Source organism: Pseudomonas sp. SJZ077 (genome assembly GCF_007993905.1).
Taxonomy (GTDB): Bacteria; Pseudomonadota; Gammaproteobacteria; order Pseudomonadales; family Pseudomonadaceae; genus Aquipseudomonas; species Aquipseudomonas mandelii.
In genome coordinates, this window is the sequence record NZ_VIUJ01000002.1 from 613,397 (window position 1) to 630,414 (window position 17,018).

At 59.4% G+C, this 17,018-nt stretch carries 15 protein-coding genes; 8 read left to right on the top strand and 7 right to left on the bottom strand.

The genetic code is table 11. The features are described 5' to 3' along the window. The first annotated feature begins 124 nt into the window (after nt 1-124). From FBY01_RS06520 to FBY01_RS06545, 6 genes are all read left to right on the top strand, one after another. A complete protein-coding gene (locus tag FBY01_RS06520) occupies nt 125-1,501 on the top strand; it encodes a pitrilysin family protein (RefSeq protein WP_145306416.1) in 1,377 nt (458 codons plus the stop codon). 254 nt (nt 1,502-1,755) lie between these two features. After that, nucleotides 1,756-2,784, top strand: coding sequence for a DUF5924 family protein (locus FBY01_RS06525; protein WP_010465563.1), 1,029 nt, complete (start codon nt 1,756-1,758; stop codon nt 2,782-2,784). Between the two features lie 54 nt (nt 2,785-2,838). Continuing rightward, nucleotides 2,839-3,987 carry an ABC transporter permease gene (locus tag FBY01_RS06530; RefSeq protein WP_010465565.1) on the top strand — a complete coding sequence of 383 codons (1,149 nt, stop codon included), beginning with the start codon at nt 2,839-2,841 and terminating at the stop codon, nt 3,985-3,987. Then, complete coding sequence (locus FBY01_RS06535) at nt 3,984-4,787, top strand: ABC transporter ATP-binding protein (protein WP_010465567.1); 804 nt, start codon at nt 3,984-3,986, stop codon at nt 4,785-4,787. Before FBY01_RS06530 ends, FBY01_RS06535 begins: the two co-directional genes overlap by 4 nt. Nucleotide 4,788: 1 nt before the next feature. Continuing rightward, nucleotides 4,789-5,727: an MlaD family protein gene (locus FBY01_RS06540; protein WP_010465569.1), complete on the top strand. Its 939-nt coding sequence runs from the start codon at nt 4,789-4,791 to the stop codon at nt 5,725-5,727. Beyond that, nucleotides 5,724-6,359, top strand: coding sequence for an ABC-type transport auxiliary lipoprotein family protein (locus FBY01_RS06545; RefSeq protein ID WP_145306414.1), 636 nt, complete (start codon nt 5,724-5,726; stop codon nt 6,357-6,359). Before FBY01_RS06540 ends, FBY01_RS06545 begins: the two co-directional genes overlap by 4 nt. Before the next feature lie 96 nt (nt 6,360-6,455). Here FBY01_RS06545 and FBY01_RS06550 read toward each other — a convergent pair whose 3' ends face one another. From FBY01_RS06550 to FBY01_RS06570, 5 genes are all read right to left on the bottom strand, one after another. After that, a complete protein-coding gene (locus FBY01_RS06550) occupies nt 6,456-7,685 on the bottom strand; it encodes a nucleoside recognition domain-containing protein (RefSeq protein WP_010465573.1) in 1,230 nt (409 codons plus the stop codon). Nucleotides 7,686-7,887: 202 nt separating this feature from the next. Beyond that, entirely contained in the window at nt 7,888-9,219 is a 1,332-nt protein-coding gene (gene gltP / locus FBY01_RS06555) for a glutamate/aspartate:proton symporter GltP (RefSeq protein WP_010465575.1), read from the bottom strand. A 699-nt stretch (nt 9,220-9,918) separates the two neighbouring features. Then, on the bottom strand, nt 9,919-10,383 hold the full coding sequence (locus FBY01_RS06560) for an inhibitor of vertebrate lysozyme family protein (protein ID WP_010465576.1): 465 nt from the start codon (nt 10,381-10,383) through the stop codon (nt 9,919-9,921). Between the two features lie 2 nt (nt 10,384-10,385). After that, complete coding sequence (locus tag FBY01_RS06565) at nt 10,386-10,550, bottom strand: DUF1328 domain-containing protein (RefSeq protein ID WP_003177151.1); 165 nt, start codon at nt 10,548-10,550, stop codon at nt 10,386-10,388. Nucleotides 10,551-10,632: 82 nt separating this feature from the next. After that, nucleotides 10,633-10,920, bottom strand: coding sequence for a hypothetical protein (locus FBY01_RS06570; protein ID WP_145306412.1), 288 nt, complete (start codon nt 10,918-10,920; stop codon nt 10,633-10,635). Nucleotides 10,921-11,362: 442 nt separating this feature from the next. Between FBY01_RS06570 and algB the strand changes: the two genes are divergently transcribed. Further along, complete coding sequence (gene algB, locus FBY01_RS06575) at nt 11,363-12,709, top strand: sigma-54-dependent response regulator transcription factor AlgB (RefSeq protein ID WP_010465602.1); 1,347 nt, start codon at nt 11,363-11,365, stop codon at nt 12,707-12,709. Nucleotides 12,710-12,716: 7 nt separating this feature from the next. Beyond that, nucleotides 12,717-14,504: an ATP-binding protein gene (locus FBY01_RS06580; protein ID WP_145306410.1), complete on the top strand. Its 1,788-nt coding sequence runs from the start codon at nt 12,717-12,719 to the stop codon at nt 14,502-14,504. A 14-nt stretch (nt 14,505-14,518) separates the two neighbouring features. Here the strand turns inward: FBY01_RS06580 and FBY01_RS06585 are convergent, their stop codons facing one another. Continuing rightward, entirely contained in the window at nt 14,519-16,132 is a 1,614-nt protein-coding gene (locus tag FBY01_RS06585; RefSeq protein ID WP_145306408.1) for an EAL domain-containing protein, read from the bottom strand. A gap of 75 nt (nt 16,133-16,207) precedes the next feature. Beyond that, a complete protein-coding gene (locus FBY01_RS06590) occupies nt 16,208-16,987 on the bottom strand; it encodes an N-acetylmuramoyl-L-alanine amidase (protein ID WP_077748832.1) in 780 nt (259 codons plus the stop codon). Between the last annotated feature and the right edge of the window lie 31 nt (nt 16,988-17,018).

Below are 17,018 nucleotides of genomic sequence, written 5' to 3' on the forward strand. Positions count from 1 at the left end.
CGCGAGCAGGCTCGCTTCCACATTTGAATTGTGGTGTTCACAAAACCAATGTGGGAGCGAGCCTGCTCGCGATGGCTGCCTGGAAAGCGACACGGATCTCCAATCAGCCGTATGGAAGCTTGCTATGCGTTGTCTGCTGTTCGCCTGTCTGTTGCTTGGCTCATTTCCTTCGTTTGCCCTGGATCGTTTCCAGGTCGAGGGCTATACGCTGCCCAACGGTTTGCAATTACTGCTCAAACCCGGCACCGAGCGCGGGCACGTGGCGATTCGCCTGGTGGTCGGCGTAGGTCTGGATGATTTCAGCTGCGCCGACAAGGAGCTGCCGCATCTGCTCGAACACTTGTTGTTCAGCGGCATCGATGCAACCGGCGAAGGCGGCCTGGAAGAGCGCATGCAGTCGTTGGGCGGTGAGTGGAACGCGTTCACCAGCAACGCTGACACGACGTTCGTCATTGAAGCCCCGGCGAAAAACCAGCGCAAGGTGCTCGACCTGCTGCTGGCGCTGCTGACGCAGACCCGAATCGACGACAACGCCATCAACGCCGCCAAACAAGTGGTCGAGCGTGAGGACGGCGGCCATTACTCGCACTTGCAGCGCTGGCTGGATCGTCAGGACCTGGGCCACACCGCGAGCAATCAGCTGGCAGTGGAGCTGGGCCTTAAATGCCCCGAGCGCCCGGAAGTCGACAACCTGACTCGCGAGCAACTGGAGACGGTACGCAAGGCCTGGTACGCGCCCAATAACATGACGCTGATCGTGGTTGGCGAGCTCGACAAGTTGTTGCCGGCGTATCTGGAACGCTCCTATGGTGAACTTGAAGCGGTCGAGCCTACCGATCACCTGCCCTTGCCGGAAATCCAGGCCAGTGCCGCCCACGAACGAACGCTGAGCGATGGTTTCGTCGGCGGCGGCGCCAAGTTGCATTGGCTGGTGCCGGAACCGGTGCTGCAGGATCAGCACGACGAAACCTTCGACCTGCTCAAGGACTATCTGGACTGGGCGCTCTACCGCCAATTGCGCCTGTCCCACGGTTTGTCCTACGGCCCCTCGGCCGAGCGCGAGGTGTTTGGCGGGGTGGGCTTCATGAGCCTGAACGCCGACCTTGAGCGCGATGACGTGCCTAAGGCCCAGCAGGTGCTGGAGGATTTGAAGGCCGATTTGCTCAAGGACGGTCTCGACGCAAACACCTTCAACCGCCTCAAACAGGCCGCCATCGCCCGCCAGGCTTGGGCCGTGCAAGGCAACAGCGCGCTGGCCGATTACTACTGGAGCGCGCTGGGCGACTACCAGGACGGGCGTTTCGCCGCCCCGGCCAGGGAACTGCAAGGCGTGACGCTGGAAGAAGCGAACAAGGCCATGCGCGAGTTGCTCATGCAACCGGGGTATGTACGGATCGAGAAGCCGCTGATGAGTTATGACCAGTTGATGTGGGCGATGGCCGGGGTGTTTGGATTGCTTGTCCTCGGGGTATTGGCTTGGCGAGTCCATCGCCGCCGGTAACTGGCCGCCCTGGCAGCAGGGCTTTTGTGGCGAGGGAGCTTGCTCCCGCTCGGCTGCGCAGCAGTCGTAAAACCGGTGCTTGCGCTCTACCTGATGACACGCAGTGTGCGGGTTTGGGGGCGCTTTGCACCCCAGCGGGAGCAAGCTCCCTCGCCACAATGTTGTATAGGGAAAACGGACGTATCCCCTCGCCACGCCCCCGCCCGGGCGGTACTCTGTCGAGGATTTTTCCCACGACTATTGCGAACCGCCGAATGCCTACTCTGACCCTGTACGTCCAGCGCATCCTGGAATTGATGAAGCGCTATCCAGGGGTCATTGCGCTCGGTGGTTTTATCTCGGGAGTCGGCAGCTTCATCCTGGTGGATCGGCAACAGGGCCTGGCGACCTGGATCACCATCATCATGGTGCTCAGCTGGATCTGGCTGATGCTGGAAAACAGCCTGACCAAGTTGTTCACCAAACTCTTCAAGCGCGAAATCCCCCAGCCTTTGCTGCGTTACGCCACGCAGATGATCCACCAGGAAAGCCTGTTCTTCGTCCTGCCGTTCTTTTTCATCACCACAACCTGGAACAGTGGCCAGTTTTTCTTCACCGGTTTGCTGAGCATGGCGGCGTTGATTTCCATCATCGACCCGCTCTACTACAAATGGCTGGCACCCCGGCGCTGGGCGTTCCTGGCGTTGCACACGCTGACGCTGTTTGCCGCGCTGCTCACCGCGCTGCCCGTCATCTTGCACCTGACCACTTCGCAAAGCTTCAAACTGGCGCTGGGCACCGCTGTTTTACTGTCGTTCCCGAGCCTGGCCTCGATCTTCCCGATCCGCACGGTGCGCAACGCGTTGGCGATCCTGAGTATCACGCTGGGCATCGGTGCCCTCGGCTGGGTGCTGCGTTCGTGGGTGCCGCCGGCCACTTTATGGATGACCGACGTGGCGATCAGCACGCAAATGCAGGACCGCACACCCGGCAAGAGTCTGGACGAAGTCAGCGCCGAGCAGATCCGTGGGGACGGGTTGTACGCCTACACCGCCATCAACGCCCCGCGCGGCCTCGATGAGCGGATTTATCACGTGTGGCAGTTCAACGGTAAAGAGGTCGACCGTATCCCGCTGGACATCCACGGCGGACGCAAGGAAGGCTACCGTGCCTGGACCCACAAGCAGAATTTCCCGGGCAATCCTGCCGGTAAATGGCAGGTGCGAGTGCTGACCGAGGATGGCCAGGTCATCGGCGTGCTGCGCTTCAAGATCACGGACAGCACACCGATCAAAGAAAAGTAATCCGGTTCGTGCTATTAGTAGCGCTGCGCTAATAGCCGAACAAGCACGGAGCTTATGACCAGCAGCACAATGGCCGGCAATGCCCAGCTAGATGTCTCTCACTCCCCTGCTCAACTGCGGGTCACGGGCGACTGGACGCTCGCCCACTACGCCGATCTCAAGCACCTGAGCGAAAAGCTCCGCGGCCAATACGACGACAGCACGCACATCGACCTCAATGGCCTCGGTGCGCTCGATACCGCCGGGGCTTCGTTGTTGGTGGAATTGCTCGGGTCCGAGCGCTTGGGCCGATCCGCCGAACACCCTGATTGCACCCTCTCTTCTGCAGACCGTGCCTTGTTGCAGACGGTTTATTGCTCGCTCAGCGACTTCTGCGTACCGGTCAAGGAACCGGAGATCAGTGTCGGCATTCAACTGCTGACCCGCATTGGCCGCGCAGTCGACACCGTCTGGCAGGACACGCTGCAATTGTTGGGCTTCGTCGGCCTGATCCTCGAAACCATTGCCCGCAATCTGTTTCGTCCCAAGCGCTGGCGCATCACGCCCATGGTCGCGCACATCGAACAGACTGGCCTCGACGCCGCGCCCATCGTCGCCCTGCTGACCTTTCTGGTCGGTGCGGTGGTGGCATTTCTCGGGGCGACGGTGCTGGCCAGCTTCGGTGCGAGTATTTTTACCGTGGACCTGGTGGCGTTCTCCTTCCTGCGAGAGTTCGGTGTGTTGCTGACCGCGATTCTGATGGCCGGCCGCACCGCCAGTGCGTTCACCGCGCAAATCGGTTCGATGAAGGCTAACGAAGAAATCGACGCGATCCGCACACTGGGCCTCGACCCGATGGAATTGCTCGTGGTGCCACGGGTGCTGGCGCTGCTGGTGGCGTTGCCGATGCTGACCTTCCTAGCCATGCTCTCGGGGATCATCGGCGGTGGCGTGGTCTGCGCCGTATCGCTGGGTATCTCGCCGGCGATGTTCCTGTCGCTGCTGCAAACCGATATTGGCGTTCAGCACTTTCTGGTGGGGATCGTCAAAGCGCCGATCTTCGCGTTCCTGATCGCTGCAATCGGTTGCCTCGAAGGCTTCAAGGTCAGTGGCAGCGCTGAGTCCGTGGGCGCGCACACCACGTCGAGCGTGGTGCAGTCGATTTTCGTGGTGATCGTGCTCGATGCCGTGGCCGCGCTGTTTTTCATGGAGATGGGCTGGTGAGTCGTTTACCCCGAGCGCCCTCCGAGGCGGTGATCGAAGTCCGTGGGCTGTGCAATCGCTTCGGCAGCCAGAGCGTGCACGAAAACCTTGACCTCGATTTGTACAAAGGTGAAATCCTTGCCGTGGTCGGCGGTTCCGGCAGTGGGAAATCGGTGCTGCTGCGCAGCATCGTCGGCTTGCGCCAGCCCAGCGAGGGTGTGGTGAAGGTCTTTGGCAAGAACCTGCCGACGCTGCCCGAACATGAACGCTCGATGGTCGAACGGCGTTTCGGCGTGCTGTTCCAGAAAGGCGCCCTGTTTTCTTCGCTGACCGTGACCGAGAACGTCGCCCTGCCCCTGATCGAACACGCCGGCCTGAGCCGTGAAGACGCCGAGCATCTGGCGGCGGTGAAACTGGCGTTGGCCGGGTTGCCGCTGTCCGCGGCGGACAAATACCCTGCCTCGCTGTCTGGCGGCATGATCAAGCGCGCGGCGCTGGCCCGGGCTTTGGCGCTGGACCCGGACATTCTGTTTCTCGACGAACCCACCGCCGGCCTCGACCCGATTGGCGCCGCAGCCTTTGATCAATTGATCCTGACGTTGCGCGATGCGTTGGGCCTGAGTGTGTTTCTGGTGACCCATGACCTCGACACGCTCTACACCATTACCGACCGGGTGGCGGTGCTGGCGCAGAAAAAGGTGCTGGTGGCGGACGCCATCGACAAGGTCTCGGAAACCGACGACCCGTGGATTCACGAATACTTCCATGGCCCTCGCGGCCGCGCGGCGCTGACCGCCGCTCAACAGTTGAAAGAGGTCTGACATGGAAACCCGAGCCCATCATGTATTGATCGGCCTGTTCACCGTGATTGTGGTGGCAGGCGCCCTGCTCTTCGGCCTGTGGCTGGCCAAGTCCAGTGTCGACACCGAGTTCAAGGATTACGAAGTCGTCTTCAACGAGGCGGTCAGCGGTCTGTCCAAGGGCAGCGCCGTGCAGTACAGCGGGATCAAGGTCGGTGATGTGGTGACGTTGCGCCTGGACCCGAAAGACCCGCGCCGGGTGCTGGCGCGGATTCGCCTGGGCGGCGATACGCCGATCAAAGAAGACACCCGGGCCATCCTGGCGCTGACCGGGATCACCGGCACATCGATCATTCAACTCAGTGGCGGTACGCCGCAAAGCCCGACCCTCAAAGGCAAGGACGGCCATCTCCCGGTGATTGTCGCTTCACCCTCGCCTATCGCTCGCTTGCTCAATGACAGCGGCGACCTGATGGCCGGTGTGAACACACTGATGCATAACGCCAACCTGATGTTTTCCACGGAGAACGTCGAGCGCATCAGCAAGACGCTGGAACATCTGGAACAAACCACCGGGACCATCGCCGACCAGCGCGGTGATATTCGTCAGGCGATGCAGCAACTGGCCTCCGTCGGCAAGCAGGCAGGCGCCATGCTGGAACAGACGTCGACGCTGATGCGCAACGCCAACGGCTTGCTCAACGATCAGGGCAAGCAGATGTTCGGCAGCGCCGAGCAGGCGATGAAATCACTGGAACAAAGCAGCGCGACCATCAACAAGTTGCTCACGACCAACCAGGATTCCCTGAACAGCGGCTTGCAGGGCCTCAATGGCCTGGCGCCAGCGGTGCGCGAGCTGCGCGACACCCTGACGTCGTTGCGAGCCATCTCCCAGCGCCTGGAAGCCAACCCCAGCGGTTATTTGCTGGGCAATGACAAGAACAAGGAGTTCACGCCATGAAGCTTGCGACCTTCGCCCTCCTCGCCAGCTTCACGTTGGTCAGCGCCTGCTCGATCCTGCCCAAGTCCGAGCCCTCCGATGTCTATCGCTTGCCGTCGGCCCAGAGCAGCGTTTCGGCCAGCCACGGCACGCCGCAAGGATGGTCGCTGCGCCTGACCAAGCCGCAGGCCAGCGAAGCGTTGAACAGCCCGAAAATCGCCGTGATCCCGCAAGGTGATCTGATCAGCAGCTACACCGCCTCGCGCTGGAGTGATCCGGCGCCGGTGTTGCTGCGTAATCGGTTGCTGGATGGTTTCCAGCGGGACGGTCGAGTGCCGCTGCTGAGCACGGATGACAGCAACTTCCAGGCAGATCTGGAGTTGGGCGGGAGCCTGCAAGCATTTCAGACTGAGTACCAAGGCACCGCTGCGAGCGTGGTCGTGCGGCTGGATGCCTTGCTGGTGCGCGGGTATGACCAGCGCATCCTCGCCAGCCACCGCTTTGAAGTGCGTCAGCCATTGAGCGATGTGAAAGTGCCGGCGGTGGTGGCCGGATTTGGCCAGGCGAGTGATCAGTTGACGGCGCAGGTGGTGGCTTGGACGGTAGAGCAAGGCCAGAAAGTCGCCCTTAAAGCCAACACGGGCCCCATGTAGGCGTGAGCCTGCTCGCGATAGCGGTAAATCAGTCACCACTAATGTTGACTGTCACACCGCTATCGCGAGCAGGCTGATCCCACAGGGGATCGTTGGTTAACCGAAGAACCAGTAGCAAACGCCGATGGCGCCCAGTACGCCAGCAAACTCCGCCAGCAACGCACACCCCACCGCGTGCCGCGCCCGCTGGATGCCCACCGCGCCGAAGTACACCGCCAGCACATAGAATGTCGTTTCCGTACTGCCCTGGACCGTCGCCGCCACCAGCGCCGGGAAGCTGTCCACGCCAGAGGTCTTCATCGTTTCGATCAGCATCGCCCGCGCGGCGCTGCCGGAGAACGGTTTGACCATCGCTGTCGGCAGTGCGTCGACGAAGCGCGTGTCCCAACCTGCCCACTCCACCAGATGCCGAATCCCGTCCAGACCAAAATCCAGCGCCCCGGACGCCCGCAGTACGCCAACGGCGCAAAGCATCGCCACCAGATACGGCAGCAGGTTCTTGGCCACGTCGAAGCCCTCCTTGGCGCCTTCGACGAACGCTTCGTAGACCTTCACTTTGCGCAATGCGCCAACCACCAGAAACAGCATGATCAACCCGAACAGCGTCAGGTTGCCGAGGATCGATGACAGGCCGGCCAGAGCGGTCGCCGAGAGCGTCGCCAGCAGCGCCATGAAGCCACCGAGGGCCAAGGCACCGGGAATCAGGTACGCGAGCACCACGGGGTCCCACAGTCGCAGACGTTGCATGAACGCCACCGACAGCAGGCCCACCAGTGTCGAGCAGCTGGTTGCCAGCAAAATCGGCAAGAACACCAGCGTCGGATCGGGCGCACCTTGCTGGGCGCGGTACATGAAGATCGTCACCGGCAGCAGGGTCAGGGAGGAGGCGTTGAGGACCAGGAACAGGATCTGCGCATTGCTGGCGATGGTGGCGCTGGGGTTGAGTTCTTGCAGCGCCTTCATGGCTTTGAGGCCGATTGGCGTGGCGGCGTTGTCCAGGCCCAGGCCGTTGGCGGCAAAGTTCAGCGTGATCAGGCCGATGGCCGGGTGACCGGCCGGCACTTCCGGCATCAGGCGCAAAAACAAGGGGCCCAGCGCCTTGGCCAGCCATTCGACGATCCCGGCCTTCTCGGCAATTCGCAGAAAGCCCAGCCAGAGGGTCAGGGTGCCGAACAGCAGAACCATGACTTCGACCGATAACTTGGCCATGGCGAAAATGCTTTCCACCATCGCCGCGAAGATCCCGGCGTTACCGCCGATCAGCCATTGCGCCAGTGCCGAAACGGCAGCCACGATGAAAAAGCCAAGCCACAGGCCATTGAGCACAGTTAAATCCCCCGAAGAATGCCGCGAATGATAGCGGGGTGTGCAGAAACGACAAACCCCGGATTTCTCCGGGGTTTGTTTGTTCGGCTTACACCGGACCTTTGTAGGAGTGAGCCTGCTCGCGATGGGGGCGGCACATCCAACATCTCTGTTGTTTGATGCACCGCTATCGCGAGCAGGCTCACTCCTGCAAGGTTTTGCGTTAGTTCTTGGAAACCTCGCCAACTGGCAGCTTTTCCTTGCTGCGCCAGTGCGGCAGCGAGTTCCAGTAGCGTTGGCCCTTGGCGTCGTCGTACATGCCTTCCCAGCGGGAGATGACCAGCACGGCCAAGGCATTGCCGATCACGTTCAAGGCAGTACGCGCCATGTCCATGATGCGGTCTACACCGGCGATGAAGGCCAGGCCTTCCAGCGGAATACCCACGCTGCCCAAGGTGGCCAGCAGCACTACGAAGGACACGCCCGGTACGCCGGCGATGCCTTTGGACGTCACCATCAGGGTCAGCACCAGCAGCAATTGCTGGCTGATCGACAGGTCGATGCCGTACAGCTGGGCAATGAAGATCGCCGCGATGCTCTGGTACAGGGTCGAGCCGTCGAGGTTGAACGAGTAACCGGTCGGCACCACGAAGCTGCAAATGGCTTTCGGCGCGCCGTAGGCTTCCATCTTCTCGATCACGCGCGGCAGCACGGTTTCGGAACTGGCGGTGGAGTAGGCCAGCACCAGCTCATCCTTGAAGATGCGCATCAGCTTGATCACCGAGAAGCCAAACATCCTGGCAATCAGGCCGAGAATGACAAAGGCGAAGAAGGCGATGGCGACGTAAACCAGGATCACCAGTTTGGCCAGCGGTATCAGAGAAGCGAAACCGAAGTTGGCCACGGTCACCGCGATCAGTGCGAACACGCCGATCGGGGCATAGTTCATGATCATGTGGGTGACTTTGAACATGCTCTCGGATACGCCCTGGAACATCTTCACCAGCGGCTCGCGCAGGTCCGATTGCAGGCTCGACAGACCGAGGCCGAACAATACGGAGAAGAAGATGATCGGCAGCATTTCGCCGCGGGCCATGGCCGCGAAGATGTTCGACGGGATCAGGTTGAGGATGGTTTCGATGAACGCGTGTTCATGCTGAACCTCGGCAGCTGTGGCCTGGTACTTGGAAATATCCACCGTACCCAGGGTGCTCATGTCGATGCCGGTGCCCGGATGGAACACGTTGGCCAGCACCAGACCGACCACGATGGCGATGGTGGTGACGATCTCGAAGTAAATGATGGTCTTGAGGCCGATACGCCCGAGTTTCTTCGCATCGCCTACGCCAGCGATGCCGACGATCAACGAGGAGATGACGATCGGGATCACGATCATCTTGATCAGACGGATAAAGATATCGCCTGCCGGTTGCAGGACGTTGCTGATCCACCAGGCTTTTTCGGCACTGAAATGGTTGAGCAGCGCACCGATTGCTATCCCCAGAACCAGACCGATGAGGATCTGCCAGGCGAGGCTGAGCTTTGCCTTCTTCATATCTTTACCCTTACTTGCGTTTGACTCAGGCGAATGCAAGAACTGGAACGCTCGTGGCGAAAAAGTCTGCGCATCTGCCCCCGTATAAGGTGCCCCGGAGCGCTTTGTTTCGGCTCTCTGGCAGGCGAAAAAAGGCGCAACTATTCCGATGCAAGGATGCGACGTCTAATGCCGTAAACGCCTACCCTATGCCGAATCGGCATGAGCTTTTTTAATTGAAACTCGCGTCCCAACCGGTTCGAATACGACATTTCGGCAGGCATAAGTGCCGTGAACCGGCCATTTCAGAGGAGGTTGGTTGTTTTTTAAACAGTTGAATTCATGACGAAATTTCGGAAAAAGCCTACGTTTGGCAGCGAAAACTCTTCTGCCGAAAGTCGAAGGTTTCTCGATATACGGTCGTGAAGAAACACCGCGAAACGGTTTTGTGGGGAATATGCAGCAGGGGGAATAGGGTGCAGTGCTCTAGATCAACGCTTTGCACGTTGAAGCTCTTCGCAAGTCCGTCCAGCCACTCTGGGCTGGCGAACTTGCGTCGCAGCTTTATTACCTGACCCGGCCCTTGCGCAGACACTCCATGTGCCCGTAGGTCACTCCGACCCTGAAACAGTCAGAACGTCCCGACCCCTTGGTCATGCGTCTACCTTCCTCGGGTAGCGCACTGGAAAGAAGCGATGCTGCTCCTTTCGTGTTTCAAACTCAGTACCAGTTCGGATCTTTCTTGAGCTGTTCCATCAACATGTCCTGCATGCCTTGGTTCGGTTTCCCGAGGAAGCGGTAGTCGGCATGTCGCGTTGGCGACTTGTCGGCCGGCAATCCTGCAGGTACTTCGACCAGCATGGCGTAGGCGTCCTGTTTGTCGAAGCTGAAAGCCACGATCAAGCGCTTGTTCAGGCACGTCGGTTGCGTTTCGCAAAGCGGCCCGACCAGGTACTTGTCGCCATCCTCTTCAACAGCATTCATTTGCTCGGCATCGCCAGACAGGTTCATCACCCATTCCGGCAGTCGTTCTTCCTTTTTAACGACTTTAGTCCACGTTTCACGGTACTGCGGGTCCGAATTCAATAATTCGCTGGCCCGCGTCTGGCCGTCATTGGCCGCCATCGCCATGGCACTACCGCCCAGAAGCAGGGCGGCTGCCAGTGTCTTTAACAAAACGCTCATGTTCAGCCTCGACCGCGACGGCCAAAGAAGAAGGAAGCAATAAACATCACCAGGAACACGACAAAGAGAATCTTGGCGATACCCGTGGCGGTGCCCGCGATACCACCGAAGCCCAGTACTGCAGCAATGATGGCAATGATCAAGAATGTAATTGCCCAGCTCAACATGGTGATTCTCCTTACGCTTCTATATTAGAGGTGCAGCTTGTGTTGCTTTTCCCGGCGCATTGAGCGCGCCAAGTCCGGTTGCTCAGAACACCCAACGTTCCTGACGGGGCATCTCATCCACAGGCTGCGCCTGGTCGACGTCCATCATTCGCATCGGTGCGAGGTCAGCCTGGCTGCTGCTGACGGCGCTGAAATGGGTCTGGGTAGCGCGTTGAATCGACAGGTGCGGAGCCTCTGGTTGCTGGCTCTGTTCCCAAAGCACAAACTGCTGACCTGCGATCAGCGTGATCAGCAGCGCCAGAATGCCAAACAGTCCTTGTTGGATATGCAACGGCGAGATACGCAATTGGGCGACACGTTGGCGATTCATCCTGAAACTCCTCCCACTCTGGTGGTGATCTTGTTTAGTGGGCGTCGATTCAAAATGGCCCTGGTTATCTAGACTATTGCAGCCTGCATGCCAGCTTTTTCAAAGAAAAAAATCGTTTTAAATCAATATGTTAGATCTTACGTATAAATCACGACGGACGCATCCTGCACGATGGGCCGTGCAGGGTCGTGCGTATTGCACGATCGAATCCCGGCAACTTTGATTATTTTTGAATTGAGAGGAGGGCGCGGATGTCAGAAAGGAACGCAGGTAATCGCCTCAACGGCGATTTTTGTGTAAAAAACCAGAGAAATCAGTCCATTAGCTAATGGATGAGTAGAGAGCTACCCTGCCATGGCTGGAATGGATCAGAATCAACCATGCAACTTGCCCGATTTTTCCGGGACTAACTCAAGATCATTCATTAAAGGAGCGCAGGAACATGGAATCAGCCACTGAGCATCAAGGCCGCATTCTGCTGGTGGATGACGAATCCGCCATTCTGCGAACCTTCCGCTATTGCCTTGAAGATGAAGGCTATAGCGTCGCCACCGCGAACAGTGCAGCGCAGGCCGATGCGTTGCTGCAACGTCAGGTTTTTGATCTGTGCTTCCTCGATCTGCGCCTGGGTGAAGACAATGGCCTGGATGTGCTGGCCCAGATGCGCATTCAGGCACCCTGGATGCGGGTGGTGATCGTCACCGCTCACTCGGCTGTCGACACCGCCGTGGATGCGATCCAGGCCGGTGCCGCCGACTACCTCGTCAAACCTTGCAGCCCCGACCAGTTGCGTCTGGCCACCGCCAAACAGCTGGAAGTTCGGCAGCTCTCGGCACGGCTGGAAGCCCTTGAAGGCGAAGTGCGTAAACCCAAGGACGGACTGGATTCCCATAGCCCGGCCATGAAAGTGGTTCTCGAAACCGCACGGCAGGTCGCCAGCACTGACGCCAACATTCTGATTCTCGGCGAGTCCGGTACCGGTAAAGGTGAACTGTCCCAAGCCATCCATGGTTGGAGCAAACGCCAGAAGAAATCCTGCGTCACCATCAACTGCCCGTCGCTGACGGCGGAATTGATGGAAAGTGAACTCTTCGGCCACAGCCGCGGCGCCTTCACCGGTGCCAGCGAAAGCACCTTGGGCCGGGTCAATCAAGCGGACGGCGGTACCTTGTTTCTCGACGAGATCGGCGACTTTCCCCTGACGTTGCAACCCAAGTTGCTGCGATTCATTCAGGACAAGGAATACGAGCGCGTGGGGGACCCCGTGACCCGCCGCGCCGATGTGCGCATCCTCGCCGCGACCAACCTGAACCTCGAAGACATGGTGCGCGACGGTCGTTTCCGTGAAGACCTGCTCTATCGCCTGAACGTCATTACCTTGCACTTGCCGCCACTGCGCGAGCGTCGGGAGGACATTCTGAACCTGGCCGACCGTTTCCTGGCGCGTTTCGTCAAGGAGTACGCACGTCCGGCACGTGGCTTTAGCGACGAGGCTCGCGAAGCGTTGCTGGGTTACCGCTGGCCCGGCAACATCCGCGAACTGCGTAACGTGGTGGAGCGGGCGAGCATTATCTGCCCTCAGGAACGTGTCGAGATCAGCCACTTGGGCATGGCCGAGACCCCGACCAACAACGCCCCTCGAATCGGTGCGGCGTTGAGCCTGGATGAATTGGAGAAAGCTCACATCGGTGCCGTCCTCGCCACCGCCGATACCCTCGATCAGGCGGCCAAGACACTTGGCATCGATGCCTCGACCCTGTATCGCAAACGCAAGCAGTACAACCTGTGAGCCGGCAATGAAACTGGCGATGAAGCTGCGTACTCGGCTGTTCCTGAGTATTTCGGCGCTGATTACCGTGGCGCTGCTCGGGCTCTTGCTCGGGCTGGTCAGCGTGATGCAGATGGCTGGTACCCAGGAAGTGCTGGTTCGCAAAAACTTTGTCACGCTGGACCTGGGCTTGAAATTGCGTCAGGCCTTGGGCGATCAACTGATGATCATGATCGACGAAAATCCCGATCCCGCAGCGTTCCAGGCATCCAGGCAGCACTACCTCGAGCTGCTTGACGAAGGCACTTCCCTTCAGCAATCCGGCAATGGCGGCTACGGTTTCACACAGGCGAAGGCTGACTACCTCGACTTTCTTCAGGCCTACGATCAAACACAAGCCTCGGTGCCCGTATTGACCGGCAACGAGGCGCTGTTGGAAAAATTCAATACCCTGCGCAGCGGTCTCGTCTCCGAACAAAAGCGTTCCCTGGATAACATCAATGACATCGAACGCCAGGCCCGGGAACGCGCGTTGCTGATTGCCGGGCTGCTCGGTTTGATAGGGCTGGCCGTGCTGATCATCGGGTTCGTGACCGCCCATGCAATCGCCCGGCGGTTTGGCGCTCCGATTGAAGCGTTGGTCCAGGCTGCCGACGACATCGGCCAGGGTAATTTCGAGGTGACACTGCCGGTTTCCTCCGCCGAGGAAATGAACCAGCTGACCAAGCGCTTCGGCATCATGGCAGAGGCGCTGCGTGAGCATCAGGCGATGAACATCGACGAGCTGCTCGCCGGTCAGCAGCGTTTGCAAGCGGTACTCGACAGCATCGACGATGGGTTGTTGATGATCGACCGCGAAGGGCATCTGGAACACCTCAACCCCGTGGCCCAGCGTCAGTTGGGGTGGGACACCGACCGACTCGGTCAAGGGCTGGGCACAGCGCTCGATCGTCCAGAACTGGATGAGCAGCTGCAATTGGTGCTGCGCGGCGGGACCTTGGAGCGGGCGCCGGAAGACCTGAGTATTGAGGTCGACGGTGAGTCGAGGTTACTGACGTACAGCCTGACCCCTGTCAGCCATACGCAGGGCCACATTCTTGGCGCCGTGATGGTGCTGCATGACGTCACAGAACAGCGTGCATTCGAACGGGTGCGCAGCGAGTTCGTCTTGCGCGCCTCCCATGAGTTGCGCACCCCGGTGACCGGGATGCACATGGCCTTCGGGCTGTTCCGCGAACGGGCGAAATTTCCTGAAGACTCTCGCGAAGCCGATTTACTGGACACCGTGAACGAAGAAATGCAGCGCTTGATGCAGCTGATCAACGACCTGCTGAATTTCTCGCGCTACCAAAACGGGTTGCAGAAACTCACGCTGGCGCCTTGTTCCATTGAAGAGTTACTGGAACAGGCTCAGGCACGCTTTGCCGGGGCTGCGGCGCAGAAGGGTATTGAGCTGCGGGTGGAAGTGCAGGGGCCGTTACCCCGATTGCAGGCCGACCAGGCGCAATTGGACCGGGTGCTCGATAACCTGATCGATAACGCTTTGCGTCATACCGCCCAGGATGGACTGATACGTTTGCAGGCGCGGCGCCATGGTGAGCGAGTGATTATCAGCGTTGAAGACAACGGTGAAGGCATTGCCTACGGTCAGCAGGGGCGGATCTTCGAGCCCTTCGTCCAGGTCGGACGCAAGAAGGGCGGTGCCGGGCTTGGTTTGGCGTTGTGCAAGGAAATCGTACAGTTGCATGGCGGGCGAATGGGCGTTTATTCGCGGCCGGGACAGGGCACGCAGTTCTACATGGCGCTGGCGGTGTAGACCCAGCAGTCTGCTCAGGCTTCATCATCCAGGCGTCGATTGCTCAATCGGCGCCCACGGGTAATCAGTTCGATGAACTGCACGGCGCTCAGTGCGTGGGCGAACAGCCAGCCCTGACCATACTTGACGCCTTCGCTGCTCAGAAACGCCGCTTGGGCTTCGTGTTCTATGCCCTCGGCAATCACCCTGAGTTGCAGGGCTTGGGCCATATGAATGATGTGCGGTGCCACGCCGCTGCTGGCGGCATCATGGCCCAGCGCATCAATGAACGCCTTGTCGATTTTCAGGCAGTCCACCGGCAGGGTTTGCAGGTAGGCGAGGCTGCAATAGCCCGTGCCGAAATCATCGATCAGGACCTGATGCCCGACATCGCGCAAGGCTTGCAGGTTTTCCCTGGCCACCACTACATCGATCAAGCCCCGCTCAGTCACCTCAAAGGCAATCTGCTTTGCCGCGACACGATGCAAGGTCAGCAGGCGCGCCATCACCTGGCCGATACGCGGCACCATGACGTCGCAAGCTGCAAGGTTGACGGAGATGTACAACTGCGGATTGGCGCGTAGCAGCTGCCCCAGTTGTTCGAGAAGTCGCTGCAATACGAAGTCGGTCATCTGGCGGATCTGGCCGGTGTTTTCCGCCATCGGGATAAACAGGTCGGGGCTGGTCAGCGTGCCGTCCGGCCTTCGCCAGCGCAGCAAGGCTTCGGCCCCGACACAGTTGCGGCTGTCGAGATCGAAGATCGGCTGATACAACACCTGCAATTCGCCCCGTCGAATGGCGCCGTTCAGTTCAGCGTCCAGTGACTGACGCTGGCGCACCAGCAGAAACACCATGAAACCGACCAAGGCGCTCAGCGCCAGACTGGCCGGCAGCAGCCACCACCACACGGCTGGCACATGCATGTTCGTGCGTGGGGTGATCAGCACCAATTGGTATTCGGGGTTGTTGGTGGGCATGCGGTAAATCAAGCGGGTTTGTGTCACCTGCAGCGCATCGCGGCTTTCCAGTGGCCAGAATTCCGCGGGCGGCCAGGCCTGTGCGGCACCGAGGACAGGAATCGCACGAGTGCCATGGGAGAGCACCACCAGCAGGCTACTGCCCGGGGATAGATCGACCATGTCGGTTAAATGGCCGCGAGAGGTAGCGACCCGAAAGTTGCCGCGTCCCAGCATCAGCGCAGCCCGGTTTTCATCGGGTTCGGTGGTGGTGTTCAGCCAGTAGCTGTAGGTGGGGCCTTTGATGTCCGGTGGTCGACTTAATGACAGCCCTACCTGGCGAGGTCGATTCGAGCAAATCCGCGAGGCGTCCATGTAGGCCGCTTCGTAAACAAATCGGTAGTTGAAGCTGACCTGTTGCAAGGTTGCGATCATTTCATCATCGCAGCTACGCAGGGGCTGGGCTTCCAGATCGTCGAGGCTTTCGCGTAGCTGCCCGAATAGCTGTTCAAGCCGGGCGAGGAAACGCTCGCCCTGGGCATTCATTTCCTGGCTTTCCCGCTGCTCAACTTGATGCATCGCTAGAAACAGGCTGGCGGTCATCAATAGCGTTGCACTCAAGGCAGCAGCCAGCGTCGCCAAAAACCAAGGGCGATAGAACCAGCTACGGAGCGTCTCTCGAGCTACAGCCATTATGGATATCCGAAGAATTACCAATGAGTTATAGCTGCTGATTGAGAAAAAGCCCTTACCGTCGGGCGGCCGTCATTATTTTGTCTGATTCAAAACTTGTAGAAGCGCCGCCGTCTGAGCGTCAGGAGTGCCATCGAATCGAGCGGGGCGGAAATGCATTTGAAAGGCCGCCAGTACATGGCGCGTGGCGACATCAAGCTCGCCCGTTTGTGGCGTGGCATAACCCAGTCGGGCCAGCTGTCCCTGATACCAGCTGATGCTCGGCAGTTCTGCTGCGAACTGGGTTTGCTGGCGTGCGACGGCCTGCTCGTTTGGCCAGACGCCTATGCCTTCGCCGGCCAGGCGCTTCCAGGGGAACAGCGGGCCGGGATCGAGCTTGCGCAGCGGCGCGATGTCGCTGTGCCCGATGATGGAACGAGGGTTGATGTTGTAACGCTTGCTGATGTCTTTGAGCAGGAAGATCAGCGACTGAACCTGATCTTCACTGTAGGGATACCAAAGGCGGCCCGTCGGAGTGTCTTTGAAGCCAGGATTGACGATCTCGATGCCGATGGAGCTGGAGTTCAGCCAGGTCCGGCCTTGCCATTCGCTTTCGCCTGCGTGCCAGGATCGAAGATTTTCATCCATCAGCTTATAGATGGTGGCGCCTTTGTCGTCACCGATCAGGTAGTGACTGCTGACCTCGCCGTGGGTCAGCAATTGCAGGGAGCGCTCGAGGGAGGCGGAGGTGTAATGCACCACCACGAACTGAATACGACTGTCGTGATTGGCTGAAGGGTGGCTGGTGTCGATCCGCGGGCCGCTGGCACAACCGGCCAACAGGAGCAGCGACGTAAAGAGGGCAAGACATTTCATGGCAGTAGGCAGTACACGCAAGTCAGTAATG

What these genes read in the sequence shown, in the direction of transcription:
- FBY01_RS06520 (WP_145306416.1), top strand. Translation starts at nt 125, where the DNA reads ATGCGTTGTCTGCTGTTCGCCTGTCTGTTGCTTGGCTCATTTCCTTCG.
- FBY01_RS06525 (WP_010465563.1), top strand. Translation starts at nt 1,756, where the DNA reads ATGCCTACTCTGACCCTGTACGTCCAGCGCATCCTGGAATTGATGAAG.
- FBY01_RS06530 (WP_010465565.1), top strand. Translation starts at nt 2,839, where the DNA reads ATGACCAGCAGCACAATGGCCGGCAATGCCCAGCTAGATGTCTCTCAC.
- FBY01_RS06540 (WP_010465569.1), top strand. Translation starts at nt 4,789, where the DNA reads ATGGAAACCCGAGCCCATCATGTATTGATCGGCCTGTTCACCGTGATT.
- FBY01_RS06545 (WP_145306414.1), top strand. Translation starts at nt 5,724, where the DNA reads ATGAAGCTTGCGACCTTCGCCCTCCTCGCCAGCTTCACGTTGGTCAGC.
- gltP (WP_010465575.1), bottom strand. Translation starts at nt 9,219, where the DNA reads ATGAAGAAGGCAAAGCTCAGCCTCGCCTGGCAGATCCTCATCGGTCTG.
- FBY01_RS06560 (WP_010465576.1), bottom strand. Translation starts at nt 10,383, where the DNA reads ATGAGCGTTTTGTTAAAGACACTGGCAGCCGCCCTGCTTCTGGGCGGT.
- FBY01_RS06565 (WP_003177151.1), bottom strand. Translation starts at nt 10,550, where the DNA reads ATGTTGAGCTGGGCAATTACATTCTTGATCATTGCCATCATTGCTGCA.
- FBY01_RS06570 (WP_145306412.1), bottom strand. Translation starts at nt 10,920, where the DNA reads ATGAATCGCCAACGTGTCGCCCAATTGCGTATCTCGCCGTTGCATATC.
- algB (WP_010465602.1), top strand. Translation starts at nt 11,363, where the DNA reads ATGGAATCAGCCACTGAGCATCAAGGCCGCATTCTGCTGGTGGATGAC.
- FBY01_RS06580 (WP_145306410.1), top strand. Translation starts at nt 12,717, where the DNA reads ATGAAACTGGCGATGAAGCTGCGTACTCGGCTGTTCCTGAGTATTTCG.
- FBY01_RS06585 (WP_145306408.1), bottom strand. Translation starts at nt 16,132, where the DNA reads ATGGCTGTAGCTCGAGAGACGCTCCGTAGCTGGTTCTATCGCCCTTGG.
- FBY01_RS06590 (WP_077748832.1), bottom strand. Translation starts at nt 16,987, where the DNA reads ATGAAATGTCTTGCCCTCTTTACGTCGCTGCTCCTGTTGGCCGGTTGT.